Origin of the sequence: Brevibacterium siliguriense, from assembly GCF_900105315.1 — a bacterium.
GTDB classification, from domain to species: domain Bacteria; phylum Actinomycetota; class Actinomycetes; order Actinomycetales; family Brevibacteriaceae; genus Brevibacterium; species Brevibacterium siliguriense.
Window position 1 is genome coordinate 2,110,683 of the sequence record NZ_LT629766.1, and the last position, 15,465, is coordinate 2,126,147.

General features: G+C 64.1%; 15 protein-coding genes and 1 pseudogene. 12 read left to right on the forward strand and 4 right to left on the reverse strand.

The genetic code is table 11. The features are described 5' to 3' along the window. Positions 1-26: 26 nt before the first annotated feature. Complete coding sequence (locus BLU88_RS09330) at positions 27-1,004, reverse strand: quinone oxidoreductase family protein (RefSeq protein ID WP_092012829.1); 978 nt, start codon at positions 1,002-1,004, stop codon at positions 27-29. Positions 1,005-1,048: 44 nt separating this feature from the next. Between BLU88_RS09330 and argC the strand changes: the two genes are divergently transcribed. The 7 genes and pseudogenes from argC (at position 1,049) to argH (ending at position 8,609) form a co-directional block, all read left to right on the forward strand. Continuing rightward, positions 1,049-2,158, forward strand: coding sequence for an N-acetyl-gamma-glutamyl-phosphate reductase (gene argC / locus BLU88_RS09335; protein ID WP_092012832.1), 1,110 nt, complete (start codon positions 1,049-1,051; stop codon positions 2,156-2,158). After that, positions 2,155-3,332, forward strand: a pseudogene (gene argJ / locus BLU88_RS09340) (bifunctional glutamate N-acetyltransferase/amino-acid acetyltransferase ArgJ). Before argC ends, argJ begins: the two are co-directional and overlap by 4 nt. Beyond that, positions 3,329-4,312, forward strand: coding sequence for an acetylglutamate kinase (gene argB, locus BLU88_RS09345; RefSeq protein WP_092012835.1), 984 nt, complete (start codon positions 3,329-3,331; stop codon positions 4,310-4,312). Before argJ ends, argB begins: the two are co-directional and overlap by 4 nt. Then, a complete protein-coding gene (locus BLU88_RS09350; protein WP_092012838.1) occupies positions 4,305-5,546 on the forward strand; it encodes an acetylornithine transaminase in 1,242 nt (413 codons plus the stop codon). Before argB ends, BLU88_RS09350 begins: the two co-directional genes overlap by 8 nt. Before the next feature lie 30 nt (positions 5,547-5,576). Continuing rightward, positions 5,577-6,497 carry an ornithine carbamoyltransferase gene (gene argF, locus BLU88_RS09355; RefSeq protein WP_092012841.1) on the forward strand — a complete coding sequence of 307 codons (921 nt, stop codon included), beginning with the start codon at positions 5,577-5,579 and terminating at the stop codon, positions 6,495-6,497. Beyond that, the gene (locus BLU88_RS09360) at positions 6,497-7,027 is read left to right on the forward strand and encodes an arginine repressor (protein WP_092012844.1); all 531 of its coding nucleotides are present in this window, start codon (positions 6,497-6,499) and stop codon (positions 7,025-7,027) included. The genes argF and BLU88_RS09360 overlap by 1 nt, the downstream gene beginning before the upstream one ends. 160 nt (positions 7,028-7,187) lie before the next feature. Then, the gene (gene argH, locus BLU88_RS09365) at positions 7,188-8,609 is read left to right on the forward strand and encodes an argininosuccinate lyase (RefSeq protein ID WP_092012848.1); all 1,422 of its coding nucleotides are present in this window, start codon (positions 7,188-7,190) and stop codon (positions 8,607-8,609) included. 69 nt (positions 8,610-8,678) lie between these two features. Here the strand turns inward: argH and BLU88_RS09370 are convergent, their stop codons facing one another. Then, on the reverse strand, positions 8,679-9,638 hold the full coding sequence (locus BLU88_RS09370; RefSeq protein WP_092012851.1) for a LysR family transcriptional regulator: 960 nt from the start codon (positions 9,636-9,638) through the stop codon (positions 8,679-8,681). 103 nt (positions 9,639-9,741) lie between these two features. Here BLU88_RS09370 and BLU88_RS09375 point away from each other — a divergent pair, with 103 nt between their 5' ends. Both BLU88_RS09375 and BLU88_RS09380 read left to right on the forward strand, forming a co-directional pair. Then, complete coding sequence (locus tag BLU88_RS09375) at positions 9,742-10,776, forward strand: MBL fold metallo-hydrolase (protein WP_092012854.1); 1,035 nt, start codon at positions 9,742-9,744, stop codon at positions 10,774-10,776. Positions 10,777-10,783: 7 nt separating this feature from the next. Beyond that, positions 10,784-12,160 (forward strand): MFS transporter, encoded by a 1,377-nt coding sequence (locus BLU88_RS09380; RefSeq protein WP_092012857.1) that lies wholly within the window; start codon positions 10,784-10,786, stop codon positions 12,158-12,160. A 5-nt stretch (positions 12,161-12,165) separates the two neighbouring features. Here the strand turns inward: BLU88_RS09380 and BLU88_RS09385 are convergent, their stop codons facing one another. Then, positions 12,166-12,945, reverse strand: coding sequence for an RNA polymerase sigma factor (locus tag BLU88_RS09385; RefSeq protein ID WP_092012860.1), 780 nt, complete (start codon positions 12,943-12,945; stop codon positions 12,166-12,168). Then, positions 12,942-13,334: a YciI family protein gene (locus BLU88_RS09390; RefSeq protein ID WP_092012863.1), complete on the reverse strand. Its 393-nt coding sequence runs from the start codon at positions 13,332-13,334 to the stop codon at positions 12,942-12,944. The genes BLU88_RS09385 and BLU88_RS09390 overlap by 4 nt, the downstream gene beginning before the upstream one ends. A 189-nt stretch (positions 13,335-13,523) precedes the next feature. Between BLU88_RS09390 and BLU88_RS09395 the strand changes: the two genes are divergently transcribed. From BLU88_RS09395 to tyrS, 3 genes are all read left to right on the forward strand, one after another. After that, complete coding sequence (locus BLU88_RS09395; protein WP_092017375.1) at positions 13,524-13,769, forward strand: type II toxin-antitoxin system prevent-host-death family antitoxin; 246 nt, start codon at positions 13,524-13,526, stop codon at positions 13,767-13,769. A 30-nt stretch (positions 13,770-13,799) separates the two neighbouring features. Beyond that, positions 13,800-14,036, forward strand: a complete 237-nt coding sequence (locus tag BLU88_RS09400) for a type II toxin-antitoxin system RelE family toxin (RefSeq protein ID WP_231939338.1) — start codon at positions 13,800-13,802, stop codon at positions 14,034-14,036. 108 nt (positions 14,037-14,144) lie between these two features. After that, the gene (gene tyrS, locus BLU88_RS09405) at positions 14,145-15,431 is read left to right on the forward strand and encodes a tyrosine--tRNA ligase (RefSeq protein ID WP_092012870.1); all 1,287 of its coding nucleotides are present in this window, start codon (positions 14,145-14,147) and stop codon (positions 15,429-15,431) included. Positions 15,432-15,465 lie beyond the last annotated feature (34 nt).

A 15,465-nucleotide genomic window follows, 5' to 3' on the forward strand; every position in this document is an offset into this window, starting at 1 on the left:
CCCGGGCTCAAATCACTGTCGGTCAATCAGGCGGTCAACAGCACAACCTTGCCCGTAGTCTTGCGTCCCTCCAGTGCTCGATGCGCATCCGCGGCATCAGCCAGTGCGAACGTGGCGCCGACGCGGAAGTTGAGCCAGCCGTGCTCGATGCCGTTGAAGAGCATCGCCGAACGCTTCGCCAGCTCCTCCGAAGACCGGACGAACCATGCCAGCGACGGCCGCGACAGGAAAATACCTCCCGACGAGTTCAAACGCTGGATGTCGAACGGAGGGACCTGACCCGACGCTCCACCGAAGAGCACCATCGAACCCAGCGGCTTGATCGAGGCCAGCGACGCATCGAACGTGTCCTTGCCGACCCCGTCATACGCCACATCGACGCCTTCGCCGTCGGTGAGCTCCTTGACCTTCGCCGTGATGTCGACGCCCTCACCGTAGAGGAACACGTCATCGGCGCCGGCCTTCCGAGACAGCTCGGCCTTCTCGTCGGTGCTCACCGTCGAGATGACATTGCCGCCCAAGTGCTTGATGATCTGCGTGAGCAGCAACCCGACACCACCGGCACCGGCGTGCACGAGTGCGGTCTGGCCCGGCTTGATCTCATGTGAGCTCGTCGCCAGGTACTGAGCGGTCAGGCCTTGCAGCGGCATCGCCGCAGCCACCTCGGCGGACACACCCTCCGGCACGCGAAGGAGGTTATCCGTATTCACGACGACCTGCGTCGCATACGATCCCGGCGCCTCGTGCCAGGCGACGCGGTCGCCGACCTGCCAGCTCTCGACGCCCTCGCCCACCTCGGCGATGTGACCCGTGCCCTCCGACCCGACGATGTGCGGGTACTCCATCGGATACACGCCCGAACGACGATACGTGTCGATGAAGTTCACACCCGCTGCCTCGACATCGACGAGCACCTCTCCGGCACCCGGCTTCGGGGTCGGAACCTCACCGAACTCAAGCACCTCGGGTCCACCGGCCTGCATCGCACGAACTGCCTGGGTCATGACGCCTCCTGCATATAAATTAATTGCCTGGTATGGTTATACATATGAACGATCTTACGGTTGCCGTCTCCGGTGCCACCGGATACGCCGGGGGAGAGGTCCTCCGGCTACTGAGCACTCACCCCCACTTGAACGTCACGACGGTGTGCGGACATTCCACCGCGGGTGAGAAGCTCGGCCGACATCAACCCCATCTTCCCCGATTCTCTGACCTCGTGGTCCAGGAGTCCACCGCCGAGGTGCTCGCCGGCCACGATGTCGTCGTCCTTGCGCTCCCGCACGGTCAGTCCGGACAGATCGCCTCCGAACTCGAATCCACGAGCCCCGACACCCTCATCGTCGACCTCGCCGCCGACCACCGCCTCATCAGCGCCGCCGCCTGGAAGAAGTTCTACGGCTCCGACCACCAGGGCACCTGGACCTACGGTCTGCCCGAACTCCTCACCGCCGACGGCACGAAACAACGCGAGGCCCTGAAGACCACGAAACGCATCGCCGTGCCCGGCTGCAACGTCACCGCGGTGACGCTCGGACTCGCGCCACTCATCCAGGCCGGGCTCGCCGCACCGACCGGGCTCAACGCCGTGCTCGCCAATGGTGTCTCCGGGGCTGGCAAGGCGCTCAAGCCGCATCTCACCGCCTCAGAGATCCTCGGCAATGCTTCGCCCTACGGCACCGGTGGCACGCACCGGCATGTGCCCGAGATCGAACAGAACCTCAACGGAGTCCTCGGCGCCGACGCCGCCGACGGACCCACTCGCATCTCCTTCACCCCCACGCTCGTGCCCATGGCCCGCGGAATCCTCGCGACCATCACCGTCGACGCCGGGGAAGCGGCACCGCGGACCGCTGAAGGACTCCTCGACACCGCAGCACTCAAGGACCAGCTGGCCGCTTCCTTTGCTCAGGCCTACGCCGACGAACCCTTCGTCCGCGTCCTGCCCGACGGCCAGTGGCCACAGACCGCTGCCACCACGGGATCGAACGTCGCGCAGATCCAGTTCGCCGTCGACGAACGCGCCGAGAAGGTCCTCGTCGTCGTGGCGCTCGACAACCTGGTACGCGGCACGGCCGGACAAGCCATCCAATCTATCCACCTGGCCCTCGGCCTCGACGAGACCACCGCACTTCCCCTCGAAGGAGTCGCCCCATGAGCGTGACCGCCCCACTCGGCTTTACCGCCGCCGGACTCACCGCCGGACTCAAGCCGTCTGGCACCAAAGACCTTTCACTCGTGGTCAACAACGGCCCCGACACCGCCGTCGCCGCCGTCTACACCTCCAACCGGTGCAAGGCCAACCCCGTCCTCTGGTCCCAGAAAGTCTCGGCAAACGGGCAAGCTCGTGCCGTCGTCCTCAACTCCGGGGGAGCGAACTGCTACACCGGCGACTTCGGATACGAGACCACCACGCTGACCGCGCATACCACCGCCGAGCTCCTCACCGACGCCGGCACCGACACCCCGGCCGAAGACGTGCTCGTCTGCTCCACCGGACTCATCGGCGTCGGCGGCCAGGACTTCCGCGACTCCATCGTCAACAACCTCCCCCCGCTCGTCGCGGCAGCCGACACCAGCGTCGAAGCCGGACAGTCTGCTGCCGAAGCGATCATGACCACCGACACCGTCGCGAAGACCGCTAGCCGCACCGGTTCCACCGGGTTCACCATCGGAGGGATGGCCAAGGGCGCGGGCATGCTCGCCCCCGGTTTGGCGACGATGCTCGTCGTCATCACCACCGACGCAAAACTCGACCAGACCGTGCTCGACCAGGCACTGCGGGCCTCGACGAACCAGTCCTTCGACCGCCTCGATACCGACGGGTGTATGTCGACGAATGACACCGTCATCCTCATGTCCTCCGGTGCCCACGACGCTGCCGTCGACGCCGACGAGTTCACCACTCTGCTGCGTGAACTCTGCCTCGACCTCATGCACCAACTCCACGTCGATGCCGAAGGTGCTCACCACGACATCGCCATCACCACCCGCGGCGCCGCCAGCGAAAAAGACGCCGTCGACGTCTCCCGCTCCGTCGCCCGGTCGGCCCTGTTCAAGGCCGCGATCTTCGGGAGGACCCGAACTGGGGTCGCGTCGTCGCTCAGGTGGGAACCACCTCGGCGGATTTCGATCCCACACAGATCGACGTGATCATCAACGGCGTCCAGGTGTGCACGGCCTCGGGCCCCGACGAAGACCCAGCGAACGTCACGTTCGACCGCACCGTCGACGTCATCATCGACCTCCACGCCGGAGACGACACCGCCACCGTGTGGACCTCGGACCTCACCCACGACTACGTCGAAGAGAACAGCGCCTACTCCTCATGAACACCCCCGTAGACATGTCCACGAAATCCACGGCCGCCCGGCTCGCCGCCGCCCAGGTCAAGGCCGAAGCGCTCACCGAGGCGCTGCCCTGGATCAAGACCTTCGCCGGCGCCACGATCGTCATCAAATACGGCGGCAACGCCATGGTCTCCCCGGAGCTGCAGCAGTCCTTCGCCGATGACATCGCGTTTCTCCGCTTCGCCGGCATCCGCCCCGTCGTCGTCCACGGCGGCGGCCCCCAGATATCGGCCATGCTGAAGCGCTTGGGCATCGAATCCGAGTTCAAGGCCGGGCAGCGCGTGACCACCGAGGAAGCCGCCGAGGTCATCCGCATGGTCCTGTCCGGACAGGTCAACCGCGACATCGTCTCCCGGATTAACCAGAACGGCAATGCCGCGATCGGTCTGTCGGGTGAAGACGCGGACCTCATGCTCGCGCACAAGACCCACGCCGAGGTGGACGGCGAAGTCATCGACCTCGGCCGGGTGGGCGAGATCGCCCAGGTCAACACCACCGTGCTCACCGAACTCCTCGACGCCGGCCGCGTGCCCGTCATCTGCTCGATCGCCTCGGAGATCGGGGGAGAAGCGGGAAAGCCGCTCAACATCAACGCGGACCTGGCCGCCTCGGCGGTGGCGAAAGCACTGAAGGCGGACAAACTCATCATGCTCACCGATGTGCCCGGCCTCTACGCGAACTGGCCGGACACATCCTCGCTCATCTCCCGCATCGGCCCGGACAAGCTGCGCGAACTCCTGCCGAGCCTCGACTCGGGGATGATCCCGAAGATGACCGCCGCCCTCGAGGCCATCGAGCACGGGGTGCAGCAGGCCCACATCATCGACGGCCGGATGGCGCACTCCCTGCTGCTCGAGGTCTTCACCTCCGAGGGCATCGGCACCATGGTCGAAGACACCGTCGTCGCACCCGCACCGCTGGGCGACGGCCACAAAGGAACACGGGAGGACGACAATGAGTGAAGCCACGCACCAGCAAGCCCCAACGGATCAGGCACAGACCTGGCGCGATGACTTCTCCCGAGTCCTCTCCCCGGTCTTCGGCTCACCCCAACTCGACCTCGTCCAAGGCGAAGGCTCGTACGTGTGGGACGCCTCGGGCAAGAAATACCTCGACCTGCTCGCCGGCATCGCCGTCAACGCACTCGGCCACTGCCACCCGGCCTGGGTCAAGGCCATCACCGAGCAGGCGTCGACTCTCGGCCACATCTCGAACTTCTTCACCTCGCCGCCCCAGATCGCCCTGGCGAACAAGATCCACGAGATCCTCGACCTACCGTCCGGGTCCGCCGTTTTCTTCTCGAACTCCGGCACCGAAGCCAACGAGGCGGCCTTCAAGATGGCCCGCCGCGCCGGGGGAGGGGGACGCCCCTTCATCATCGCCGTCGAGGGTGCCTTCCACGGCCGCACCATGGGATCACTGGCCCTGACAGCAAAGGAAGCCTACCGCGAACCCTTCGCCCCGGGCGTCCCCGGAGTCGTCCACGTCCCCTACGGTGACGTCGAGGCACTGGCCGCAGCGATCAACGACAACACCGCCGCCGTATTCATCGAACCCATCCAGGGCGAGGTCGGTGTGCGCACCCATCCGCAGGGCTACCTCAAAGCCGCCCGCGAACTCACGACGAAAGCCGGCGCACTGCTCGTCCTCGACGAAGTGCAGTCAGGCATCGCTCGCACCGGATATTGGTTCGCCCACCAGGACTGGTCGATCGGCGAAGGCATCACCCCCGACATCATCACCTCAGCGAAGGGACTCGGCGGCGGTATGCCCATCGGTGCCACCATCACCGTCGGGGATGCGAACACGAAGTTGCTCGAAGCCGGTCAGCACGGCACGACCTTCGGCGGCAACCCGATCGCCTGCGCGGCAGCATTGGCGGTGCTCGAGACGATCGAATCCGAGGGTCTCCACGATCATGCCGCCGACATCAACGATTGGCTGACACCGCAACTCACCGCCATTGACGGCATCGGCGAGATCACCGGTCAGGGACTGCTCATCGGCATCGAACTCCTGCCCGATGCCGCAGGCGAGATCCCGGATTCGAAGGCCGTCGCGGCTCGCGCACTCGAGGCCGGGTTCATCATCAACCCCGTCGCACCGGGACGCCTGCGTCTGGCCCCGCCGCTGACCATCACGGAAGAGGAACTGGCCCCGTTCGTCGCGGCCCTGCCCGGCCTCATCGCCGGCTGATCCCTACTCACGCTTTCCAAAGGACTCACCATGACACGCCATTTCCTCAAGGACACGGACCTCAGTCCGGCCGAACAGGCGGAGGTCCTCGACCTCGCTGTCGAACTCAAGGCCGCCCCCTACTCGCGGACCCCGCTGGCCGGCCCGCAGACCGCCGCGGTCATCTTCGACAAGACCTCGACGCGGACCCGGGTCTCGTTCGCCGCGGGAATCGCCGCTCTCGGCGGGCAGCCGCTCATCATCAACCCCGGTGAGGCACAGCTCGGACACAAGGAATCGATCGCCGACACCGCGAAAGTGATATCGCGGATGGTCTCGGCCATCATCTGGCGCACCTACGCCCAGGCTGGTCTCGAAGAGATGGCCGAGCATTCCTCCGTGCCCGTCATCAACTCCCTGTCCGATGACTTCCACCCCTGTCAGATCCTCGCCGACCTGCTCACCATCCGCGAACACCGCGGCGACGTTGCCGGGCAGACGATGACGTACTTCGGCGATGGGGCGAACAATATGGCCAACTCCTACGCCCTGGGCGGGGTCAACGCCGGAATGCACGTGCGCATCGCCGCCCCCGCCGGCTACCAGCCCGATGCCGCGATCATCGCCGAAGCAGAAGCCCTCGCCGCGCAGACCGGCGGATCGCTGACCGTCACCGACGACCCCGTTGCCGCCGCCCACGGCGCCGACATCCTCGTCACCGACACGTGGGTATCCATGGGCCAGGACTCCGCCGGACGCGATGATGAGGCATCGCCGTTCACGAAGTTCCAGGTCAACCAGGAACTCATGAGCTTAAGCAACGACGCGATCTTCCTTCACTGCCTGCCCGCCTACCGCGGCAAAGAGGTCACGGCCGAGGTCATCGACGGCCCCGCCTCGGCGGTCTTCGACGAAGCCGAGAACCGCCTCCACGCGCAGAAGGCACTCATGACCTTCCTCCTGGAGCGATGATGGCCGAGACGAATTCCGGGTCGAACAGTGCACCGCTGACGAAGACCGCCCGACAGCAGAAGATCATCGATCTCATCACCCGCCAATCTGTGCGGTCCCAGATCGAACTCGCCGAGGCGCTCGCGACGCAGGGCATCACCGTCACCCAGGCGACCCTGTCGCGCGACCTCGCCGAGGTGGGGGCTGTGAAGATCCGATCCACAGCGGGGTCCGTGTATGCCGTTCCCGGTGAGGGCGGGGACCGGTCACTGCAGCAGTCGACGGGGGAGAGCCTCGATGCGAAGCTGCCGCGGATCCTCGAGGAGCTGCTCGTCTCTGCGGTCTCCCAGGACAACACGGTCGTGCTGCGCACCCCGCCGGGGGCCGCACAGTACCTGGCTTCGGCGATCGACCGGTCCTCGATGGTCGGGATCTTCGGAACCCTGGCCGGCGATGATACGGTGCTCGTCATCGCTGATGCCGCAGTCGGGGGAGCGGCCGTGGCGGAGACCTTCCTCGAATACGCGGCAGGCGGGCTGGCCGAGGGCTGAACCTCTGTCGGTTCGACCTGGAAATGGGCGCGCCTCCTCGGTGGGGATTCCACGGGACGGGCGGCCGCCTCGGCGAGGAAAATACTGGAACAATGACAACTGAGTTTCATCATTTCAATGAACGGGCCGGCGCATCTGTGCTGGTGGGAAAGGACGATCTGTGAGCGAACGACTGAGCCTGTGGGGCGGACGATTCTCCGACGGTCCGGCCGATGCCCTGGCCGCGCTGAGCAAGTCCACGGACTTCGATTGGCGACTGGCGAAGTACGACATCGCGGGATCCAAGGCCCACGCGAAAGTCCTCCACCACGCGGGACTGCTCACCGATGACGAGCTGTCGGGGATGCATTCGGCGCTCGACGAGCTGCTGCGTCGGGTGGACGCCGGCGAATACGTCGCCGCCGAGTCCGACGAGGATGTGCATTCGTCGTTGGAGCGCGGGCTCATCGAGATCGCCGGGCCCGAGCTCGGAGGGAAGCTGCGTGCCGGACGGTCCCGCAATGATCAGATCGCGACGATGGGTCGGATGTACCTGCGTGACCATACTCGTGAGATCGCCGGACTCGTGCTTGACACCGTCGAGGTGCTCATCGCTCAGGCAGAAGAGCATCCCGAGGCGCCGATGCCCGGACGCACTCACCTGCAGCACGCTCAGCCGGTGCTGTTGGCTCACCATCTGCTTGCTCATGCGTGGCCGCTGCTGCGCGACGTTGCCCGTTTCGTCGATTTCGATGCGCGGGCGGGAGTGTCTGCCTATGGTTCAGGTGCTCTGGCCGGGTCGTCGCTCGGGCTCGATCCGCAGGCTGTGGCCGCGGACCTCGGGTTCAACGATTCGGTGGAGAACTCCATCGACGGCACGGCCTCGCGCGATGTCTTCGCCGAGTACCTCTTCATCACGACGATGATCGGCATCGACCTCTCGCGTCTGTCCGAGGAGGTCATCGCGTGGGCGACGAAGGAGTTCTCGTTCGTCACCCTGCATGATGCGTATTCGACGGGGTCGTCGATCATGCCGCAGAAGAAGAACCCCGACGTCGCCGAGCTCACCCGCGGTAAGTCGGGTCGCCTCATCGGTGATCTCACCGGTCTGCTGTCGACGCTCAAGGCGCTGCCGTTGGCATACAACCGGGATCTGCAGGAGGACAAGGAGCCGGTCTTCGACGCCACGGATACCCTCGAGCTGCTGCTGCCGGCGTTCACCGGGATGGTGGCGACGCTGAAGTTCGATACCGAGCGGATGGCGTACCTGGCTCCGCGCGGATTCGCGCTGGCCACGGACATCGCCGAATGGCTCGTGCGTGAGGGTGTGCCGTTCCGTGTGGCTCACGAGCTCTCGGGCGCGTGCGTGCAGCTGGCTGAGTCGCGGGACGTCGAGCTGTGGGATCTCTCCGATGAGGACTTCGCCGGGATCTCCGAACATCTGACGCCTGCCGTACGCGAGGTGCTCACGACGCTCGGATCGATCGATTCGCGCAACGCCAAGGGTGGCACGGCTCGCTCGGCCGTCGAGGCGCAGATCGCCAACGCCAAGGCCGAAGTGGCGCGCCTGCGTGCGTTCGCAGGGTCGGCACGGAGTGTGTGAGCTTCACGTCCCTGCGACCGAAGCATCCTGTCGGCCGACTGCAAGTTTTCGGAAGCTGGCGTTCCTGGCCTAATGCTGAGGCGACGTCGGTGTTCGGCTCTGGCGGTTCCACCGATGCGGATCTGTCTCGGCCGCAGTCTTCCGAAGGATGTCGAGGGCTGCAGTGAGCTTCTTCGACAACCGCGCTCCGGCCATCGTCACTCCCACGATCGTGTTGGCGAATTCCGGGTTGGTCACCGGCAGATATCGCACTGGCATGCCCTGAAAGGTCAGGGTGTTCGGGTGAGGAACAGCGTTGGCCAGGGAGAAGCCGAGCCCTAGACCCACCATCGACCTGATGGTCTCAGCATTGGGGATCAACCAGCGTACAGATGGCTCAAAACCGATTCCGCGGATCTGACTGATCAAGAGGTCCGCGGTCGGCGGAGAATCGAGCAGGATGAGCGGGTCGTCGATGAGCTCGGCGATATCGACACCGTCCTGGTCTGCTGCAGGATGATCCGCAGAGACGATGGCGTGCAGCTGCACCTCGGCGAGGTCGTGCCTGGTGATTCCCTCGATCTGGATCTGCTTGCGGTACATGACAGCAACATCGACCTCACCGTTGAGAACCATCTGTTGAACAGTCAACGGATGGGCTTCGACAAAGCTGACGTCAACCTGTGGGTGGTGTCTGACGAACTGGGCGGCCGTAGCTGGAAGCATCCGTGGCCCCGCCGTCGGTATGCAACCGATGCGCAAAGGCCCCTGTAAGGCAGCCGACTCGTCGTTGAGAGATTCCACAGCGTCCGAGACATGAGAGAGGATCTCTCTGGCCCGAACTCCGAATTCCCTGCCAGCGCTCGTCGGACGGGCGCGCCGAGCCGGCCCACGCGCAATAAGCGTGACTTTGAGCTGCTTTTCGAGTTGGGCGAGAGCCGCAGAGACCGTCGCCTGTGATACTCGGCAATCTTTTGCCGCGTCGCTCACCGAACCACGGTCGAGAACGGCGAGAAAATACTCGAGCTGGCGGAGGGTGAAGTCAGTCATAGTCAGAGTCTATATTGAAGCCAGTAAAAATTTGCTTTTCTTTTTGATGTCAACGGGAAAGACTGAGGAGGTCAAAGACGCAACAACGTGAAAGTGCCGGGTAATGAACGATTCGAAGATGAAAGCAGTCACCCTGGGAACCGCAGGTGGCCCGCGATGGTGGAAGGGCGATTCCAAGGATCGAGCGGGTATCTCAACCGCGATCGTCGTTGAGGATCGGTTCTATCTCGTGGACGCCGGGCACGGCGTCGGGCGTCGCATTCGTCAGGCCGGCCTCGAGCTCGGCGACCTCGGCGGAATCTTTATCACTCACCTGCATTCGGATCACACCATCGACCTGCCCTCACTTGTGGTGTTCGGCATGCATGAGCTCCAGCAGAGAGTCGACAATCCGGTTCCTCTCCTCGGCCCCGGGGATCGCGGCGCGCTCCCTCCCGTCTCTCCGCGGGCAGTCGTCCCGCCTCGACCTGTGGCACCTGCGAACCCCACCCCTGGCATCGCCGACATGTTCACAAGTATCGTCGGAGCGTTTGCCACAGACCTCAACGACCGCGTGCTCGATTCGCTGCGTCCGTCACCTGAAGCTCTCTTCGACCCCCGCGACATCGAGATCCCAGGGGGCATCGGACATCACCCGAACACGGCTCCGACTCCGGATATGGAGCCTTTCGTCATCTTCCAGGATGATCTTGTCACCGTGACTGCGATCCTCGTCGAACATCCGCCCGTGGCACCCGCCTTCGCCTTCAGGTTCGACAGCGAGCACGGCTCGGTGACGATTTCGGGCGATACCTGCGAAACCGACAACCTCGTCAGACTTGCGCAGGGAACGGATCTGCTTCTCCACGAAGCGATCGACTTCGACTGGGTCGACCAGATGTATGCGCACCGTGACGACGATGAGGGCAGCGCCTCGCGCGACCACCATTACAAGTCACATACCTCGGTCAATGGGGCTATTCGCATTGCCTCGGCGGCACAAGCTCGTGCACTGGCCCTGCACCACCTTGTTCCCGGGTCCGCCGATGACACCGTCTGGCACAAGGGGCACACCGGATTCGATGGAACATTCCTGGTTCCAGAAGACCTCGACACCATCAACATCACCACAGCCGCACAAGCCGCGATGAGGAGCTGAAGCAACGATGAATGACAACAAAGACGTTGTTGACAAGGACGGTCTCCAAACCTCCTTGAAGACGCCGGAGATGCGACGAATCCTCACTTCGAGCTTCGTCGGTTCGGCTATCGAGTTCTACGATTTCATCCTGTACGCAACGGCGTCCTCGATCGTGTTCGCAAATCTGTTCTTTGCAGGACTCGGGCCGGGACTGTCGCTGTTCGCCTCATTCAGCACTTTGGCGGCCGGCTATCTGGCTAGGCCACTCGGCGGAGTGATCTTCGGCCACTTCGGCGACAAGGTCGGGCGCAAGAAAGCACTGATCGTTTCCATGGTGATGATGGGAGCCGTCACCGTGATCATCGGCCTCATGCCGCCGACTGCGTCAATTGGGATGATCGCACCCGCATCCCTGTTCACCCTTCGGATCATCCAAGGCATCGCCGTGGGCGGAGAATGGGGCGGTGCTGCGCTCATGGCACTCGAGCACGCGCCGAAGGCCCGGCGCGGACTGGCTGCGGCGTTCGCCAACGCCGGTGGTCCGGCGGGCGCGATCCTGGCCACGCTCATTCTGTCACTGACTGCGACGCTGACGGGGGACAGTTTTGTGACGTGGGGCTGGCGTCTGCCGTTCCTGCTCTCGGCCGTACTCATCGTCGTCGGCCTTGTGATTCGTCTCAAGGTCAGCGAAACACCTGCCTTCCAGCAGCTCGAAGAAGAGAGCGAGGAGAGGAAAGTCCCGCTGCTGACCGTGTTCAAGAACTACAAGCGCCAAGTGCTTATCGCGCTCTTCGCAACGATGACCATCTATGTCACTCAGGGCCTGACGACCGTCTGGGGCGTATCGGTCGCAGTCGCAGCGGGTGAGGACAAGTCCGATGTTCTCAACTGGAAAGCCGTCGGAGCGTTGACGACTCTGATCGTCACCTTCATCGTCGCCCGTCTCAGCGACAGGGTCGGGCGCAAACGTTCTCTCATCGGTGCCCATGTGGTGGCAGCAGTCCTCGCGGTTCCGATCGTGCTCCTCATCGTCAGCGGAGAGCTCAACCAATACGCCGCCGCAATCATTCTCGGCAATGGAATCGTCCAGGGCCTATGCTATGGGCCTATTGCGGCTTATGTCTCCGAACTCTTCCCACCAGCAGTGCGATACACCGGTGCATCCGTTGGCTATCAGCTTGCGGCAGCGCTTGGAGCGGGACTATCACCGATGATCGCGTCTGCCCTCATCATGGTCCCTGGCGTCGGCGCCTACCTCATTGGAGGTGTCTGGGCACTCTTCGCGGTGGTCGGGGCAATTGCCGTAATGGCGAGCCGTCCCTTTTCAGAAAGTGACCCGAAGCCCGAGGCACCTTCCGTGGAGTCCGACACTGAGCCACTAGCTCATGCGGACGGCAAATAGCTCCGTCAATGTTCCTGATTGCGCAGAGTCACCAACTCGCCGGATTGGGTCCTTCGGCCAGGTCGGCGCGCCTCGCTGAGCAGCATGAGCGCAAGCAATCCCGCAGTCTCGGTCTCATCGGGGAGCGCGGCATGAAGCAGTCGAGCCAACCTGATGGCCTCGAACGTGACGTTCCTGTCAAAGAGGTCATCACCGTTCGGTCGGCTGTGCCCGGCCGTGTACATGAGATAGAGGGCGTGGAGCATCGCGGGAAGTCGCTCATTCGCCGTGCTCGGCCGCGGGAAGTGCCGCCCGTCGCCGTCGATCGTGGTCTTCGCCCGACTGATCCGCTGCCCAGCGGTGGCAGTCGGAATGAAGTACAGGGCGGCGATCTGTTCCGTACTCAAACCGTGCACCGCTCGCAGGGCCAAGGTCACTTGAGCATCGGGACTGAGCGACGGATGACAACACAGTACGAGCACCTCCAACGAGGCATCGCGGTCCTCGACTGCCGCCTCGGCGATGGATGACTCATCGGGACGTTCGCGCGCGAATACCCGTCGCTCACGTTCGAGGCGGGCACCGTCCTGACGTTTGGTGTCGATGAGCCGACGGGACGCGACCCGCAGCAGCCAACCTCGGGGTTTGTCGGGTACTCCTGTTGACGGCCACTGCCGGGAGGCGTCGAACAGCGCCTCCTGAACGGCGTCCTCGCACGCGGCGAAATCACCGAACCGCCTCATCAAGGCAGCGAGGACGTGCGGCGTCTCGCGACGCCACACATCCTCACCGGTGGTCATCGTCATTCGCCGTCGTCACCGAAGACCATGATCGGTCGCAGCTCCACCGTCTCTCCGGGGCCGGCGAATCGGGCGGCGATCTCCTCGGCGCGTTCCTGCGATTCGACGTCGATCTTGAAGAATCCGGCGAGGTGTTCCTTCGTCTCTGCGTACGGGCCGTCGCTCGATGTCGGCCCACCCGCCTTCCACCGGTAGAGCGTGGATGTTGCAGGGTCGCCCAGGGCTTCGCCTCCGAGCAGCTCGCCGCGCTCCTGGAGTTCGCCCAGCAGTTTCTCGAAGTCGGCATCCAGCTTCTCCCGTTCTTCCTTCGGCAAGGCCTGAACCTCGGCAACGTAGTCGCCGGTGGGGTGCCCCCAGGGATGCGGATTCGAGTGGATGAGAGTGACGTACTTCATGGTTCTGCCTTTCGTCGAGGGCCGCCAATCGGCCCTTCCAGTGTGACATCGAGGCTGAAGCGAAGATTTCGACAACTGAGGAAAGATTTTTTGGAAGAGGACTTCTGGGATCGGCTCCGGCGTCGCGCTCGGCAATCTGATGAGGCATCCGCTCTTCCGTACAACTTGTACAAGTTGTACAATAGCGATATGAGCTCAGTAACGATGTCCGAATTCCGCAGCCAGCAGAGCAGCCTCATCGCTACCGCTCAGCGCGAGCCCGTCGAGATCACGTCTCGTGGCGCCGTCCGACGCGCGGTAGTTGTTTCCCCTGATTTCTATGACCGAGCGCTTCGGGCTCTCGAAGATCAGGCGGATGTGCAGGCTGCCGCTGCGGCTCGACAAGAGAGCGAACGAGTGTCTCAGGAAGAGCTGGAACAAGAGCTCGGTCTCTGACCCGCCACTGTGTCGTACTCGATCAGTTACGTGCCTTCAGCGGCGAAGGCGCTGCGCAAACTTGATCGCCCCATCGCTCGACGCCTGGTCGCGTCGATCAAGAAGCTGTCCGATGAACCGCGCCCTCCGGGGTGCGTGCAGCTGAGGGGCGGTTCCGGCGAGCTCCGGATTCGGGTCGGGGACTATCGGGTGATCTATGAAATCTTCGGCAGCGAGCTCGTCGAGTTGGTCCTCCATCTTGGGCACCGTCGGGAGGTCTATCGATGAGGGGGAACGCGGCGGTTTCGAGCCAAGGTCACCGCTGCCTCGGCGACCACGTAGAATTGACCCCGTCGGCTCCGCGCTGGCACAAACCACAGATTCGAAAGGAACGAAGTGACCGACATCTTCAGCGAACTCAAGGCCCGCGGGCTCGTCGCAGTTTCCACCGACGAGACCGCCCTGCAGAAAGCTCTGGCTGAGGAGTCGCTGACCTATTATGTCGGTTTCGATCCGACGGCGCCGAGCCTGCACATGGGCAACCTCGTGCAGCTGCTCACCGCCGCTCGCCTGCAGAAAGCCGGACATAATCCGCTCGCTCTCGTCGGCGGCGCCACCGGTCTCATCGGCGACCCGCGCATGTCGGGGGAGCGGACACTCAACCCGCGTGAGGTCGTCGAAGAATGGGTGGCGAAGATCCGCGCTCAGGTCGAGAAGTTCCTCGACTTCGACGGCCCCAACGCCGCGCAGATCGTCAACAACCTCGACTGGACCTCCCAGCTGTCGGCCATCGACTTCCTCCGCGACATCGGCAAGCACTTCCCGGTCAACCGGATGCTCGCGAAGGAATCCGTCTCCGCTCGCCTCAACAGCGAAGCCGGCATCTCCTTCACAGAGTTCTCGTACCAGATCCTGCAGGGCAACGATTACCTCGAGCTCAACCGCCGCTACGGCTGCTCCCTGCAGACCGGCGGCTCCGACCAGTGGGGCAACCTCACCTCAGGCGTCGACCTCATCCGCCGTGTCGAGCAGAAGTCCGTTCACGCCCTGGCCACCCCGCTGATCACGAAGGCCGACGGAACGAAGTTCGGCAAGACCGAATCCGGCACCGTGTGGCTCGACTCGTCACTGACCAGCCCGTACGCGTTCAGTCAGTTCTGGCTCAATGCCGACGACCGCGACGTGGTGAAGTACCTCAAGGTGTTCTCGCTGCGCCCGCTCGACGAGATCGACGCCATCGAAGCCGAGTTCACCGCGGCCCCGCACACCCGCGTGGCGCAGAAGGCCCTCGCCGAGGATGTCACCACCTTGGTCCACGGACGCCAGGCTTACGAGCAGGCCATCGCTGCGGCTTCCGCCCTCTTCGGTGGGGGAGAACTCGCCGGCCTCGACGCATCCACGCTCGGTGCCGCCACGTCTGAGCTGCCCCGCGGGGACGTGTCCGCGGCCCAGCTGGCCGCGGGTATGCCCGTCGCCGACGCCTTCGTCACCGCCGGCATCGTCAAGTCCAAGGGCGAGGCCCGCCGCGCCATCAAGGACGGGGGAGCCTATGTCAACAACGTCAAGGTCGCCGACCAGGAGCAGACTCTGACCTCAGCCGATGTGCTCTCCACGGAGGTTGGGGGAGTCGTCCTCCTGCGCCGGGGCAAGAAGACGCTCGGCGCCGTCGACATCGTCGGCTGATCAGCCTCATACCCTGACAATGCCGCGTCCTCAC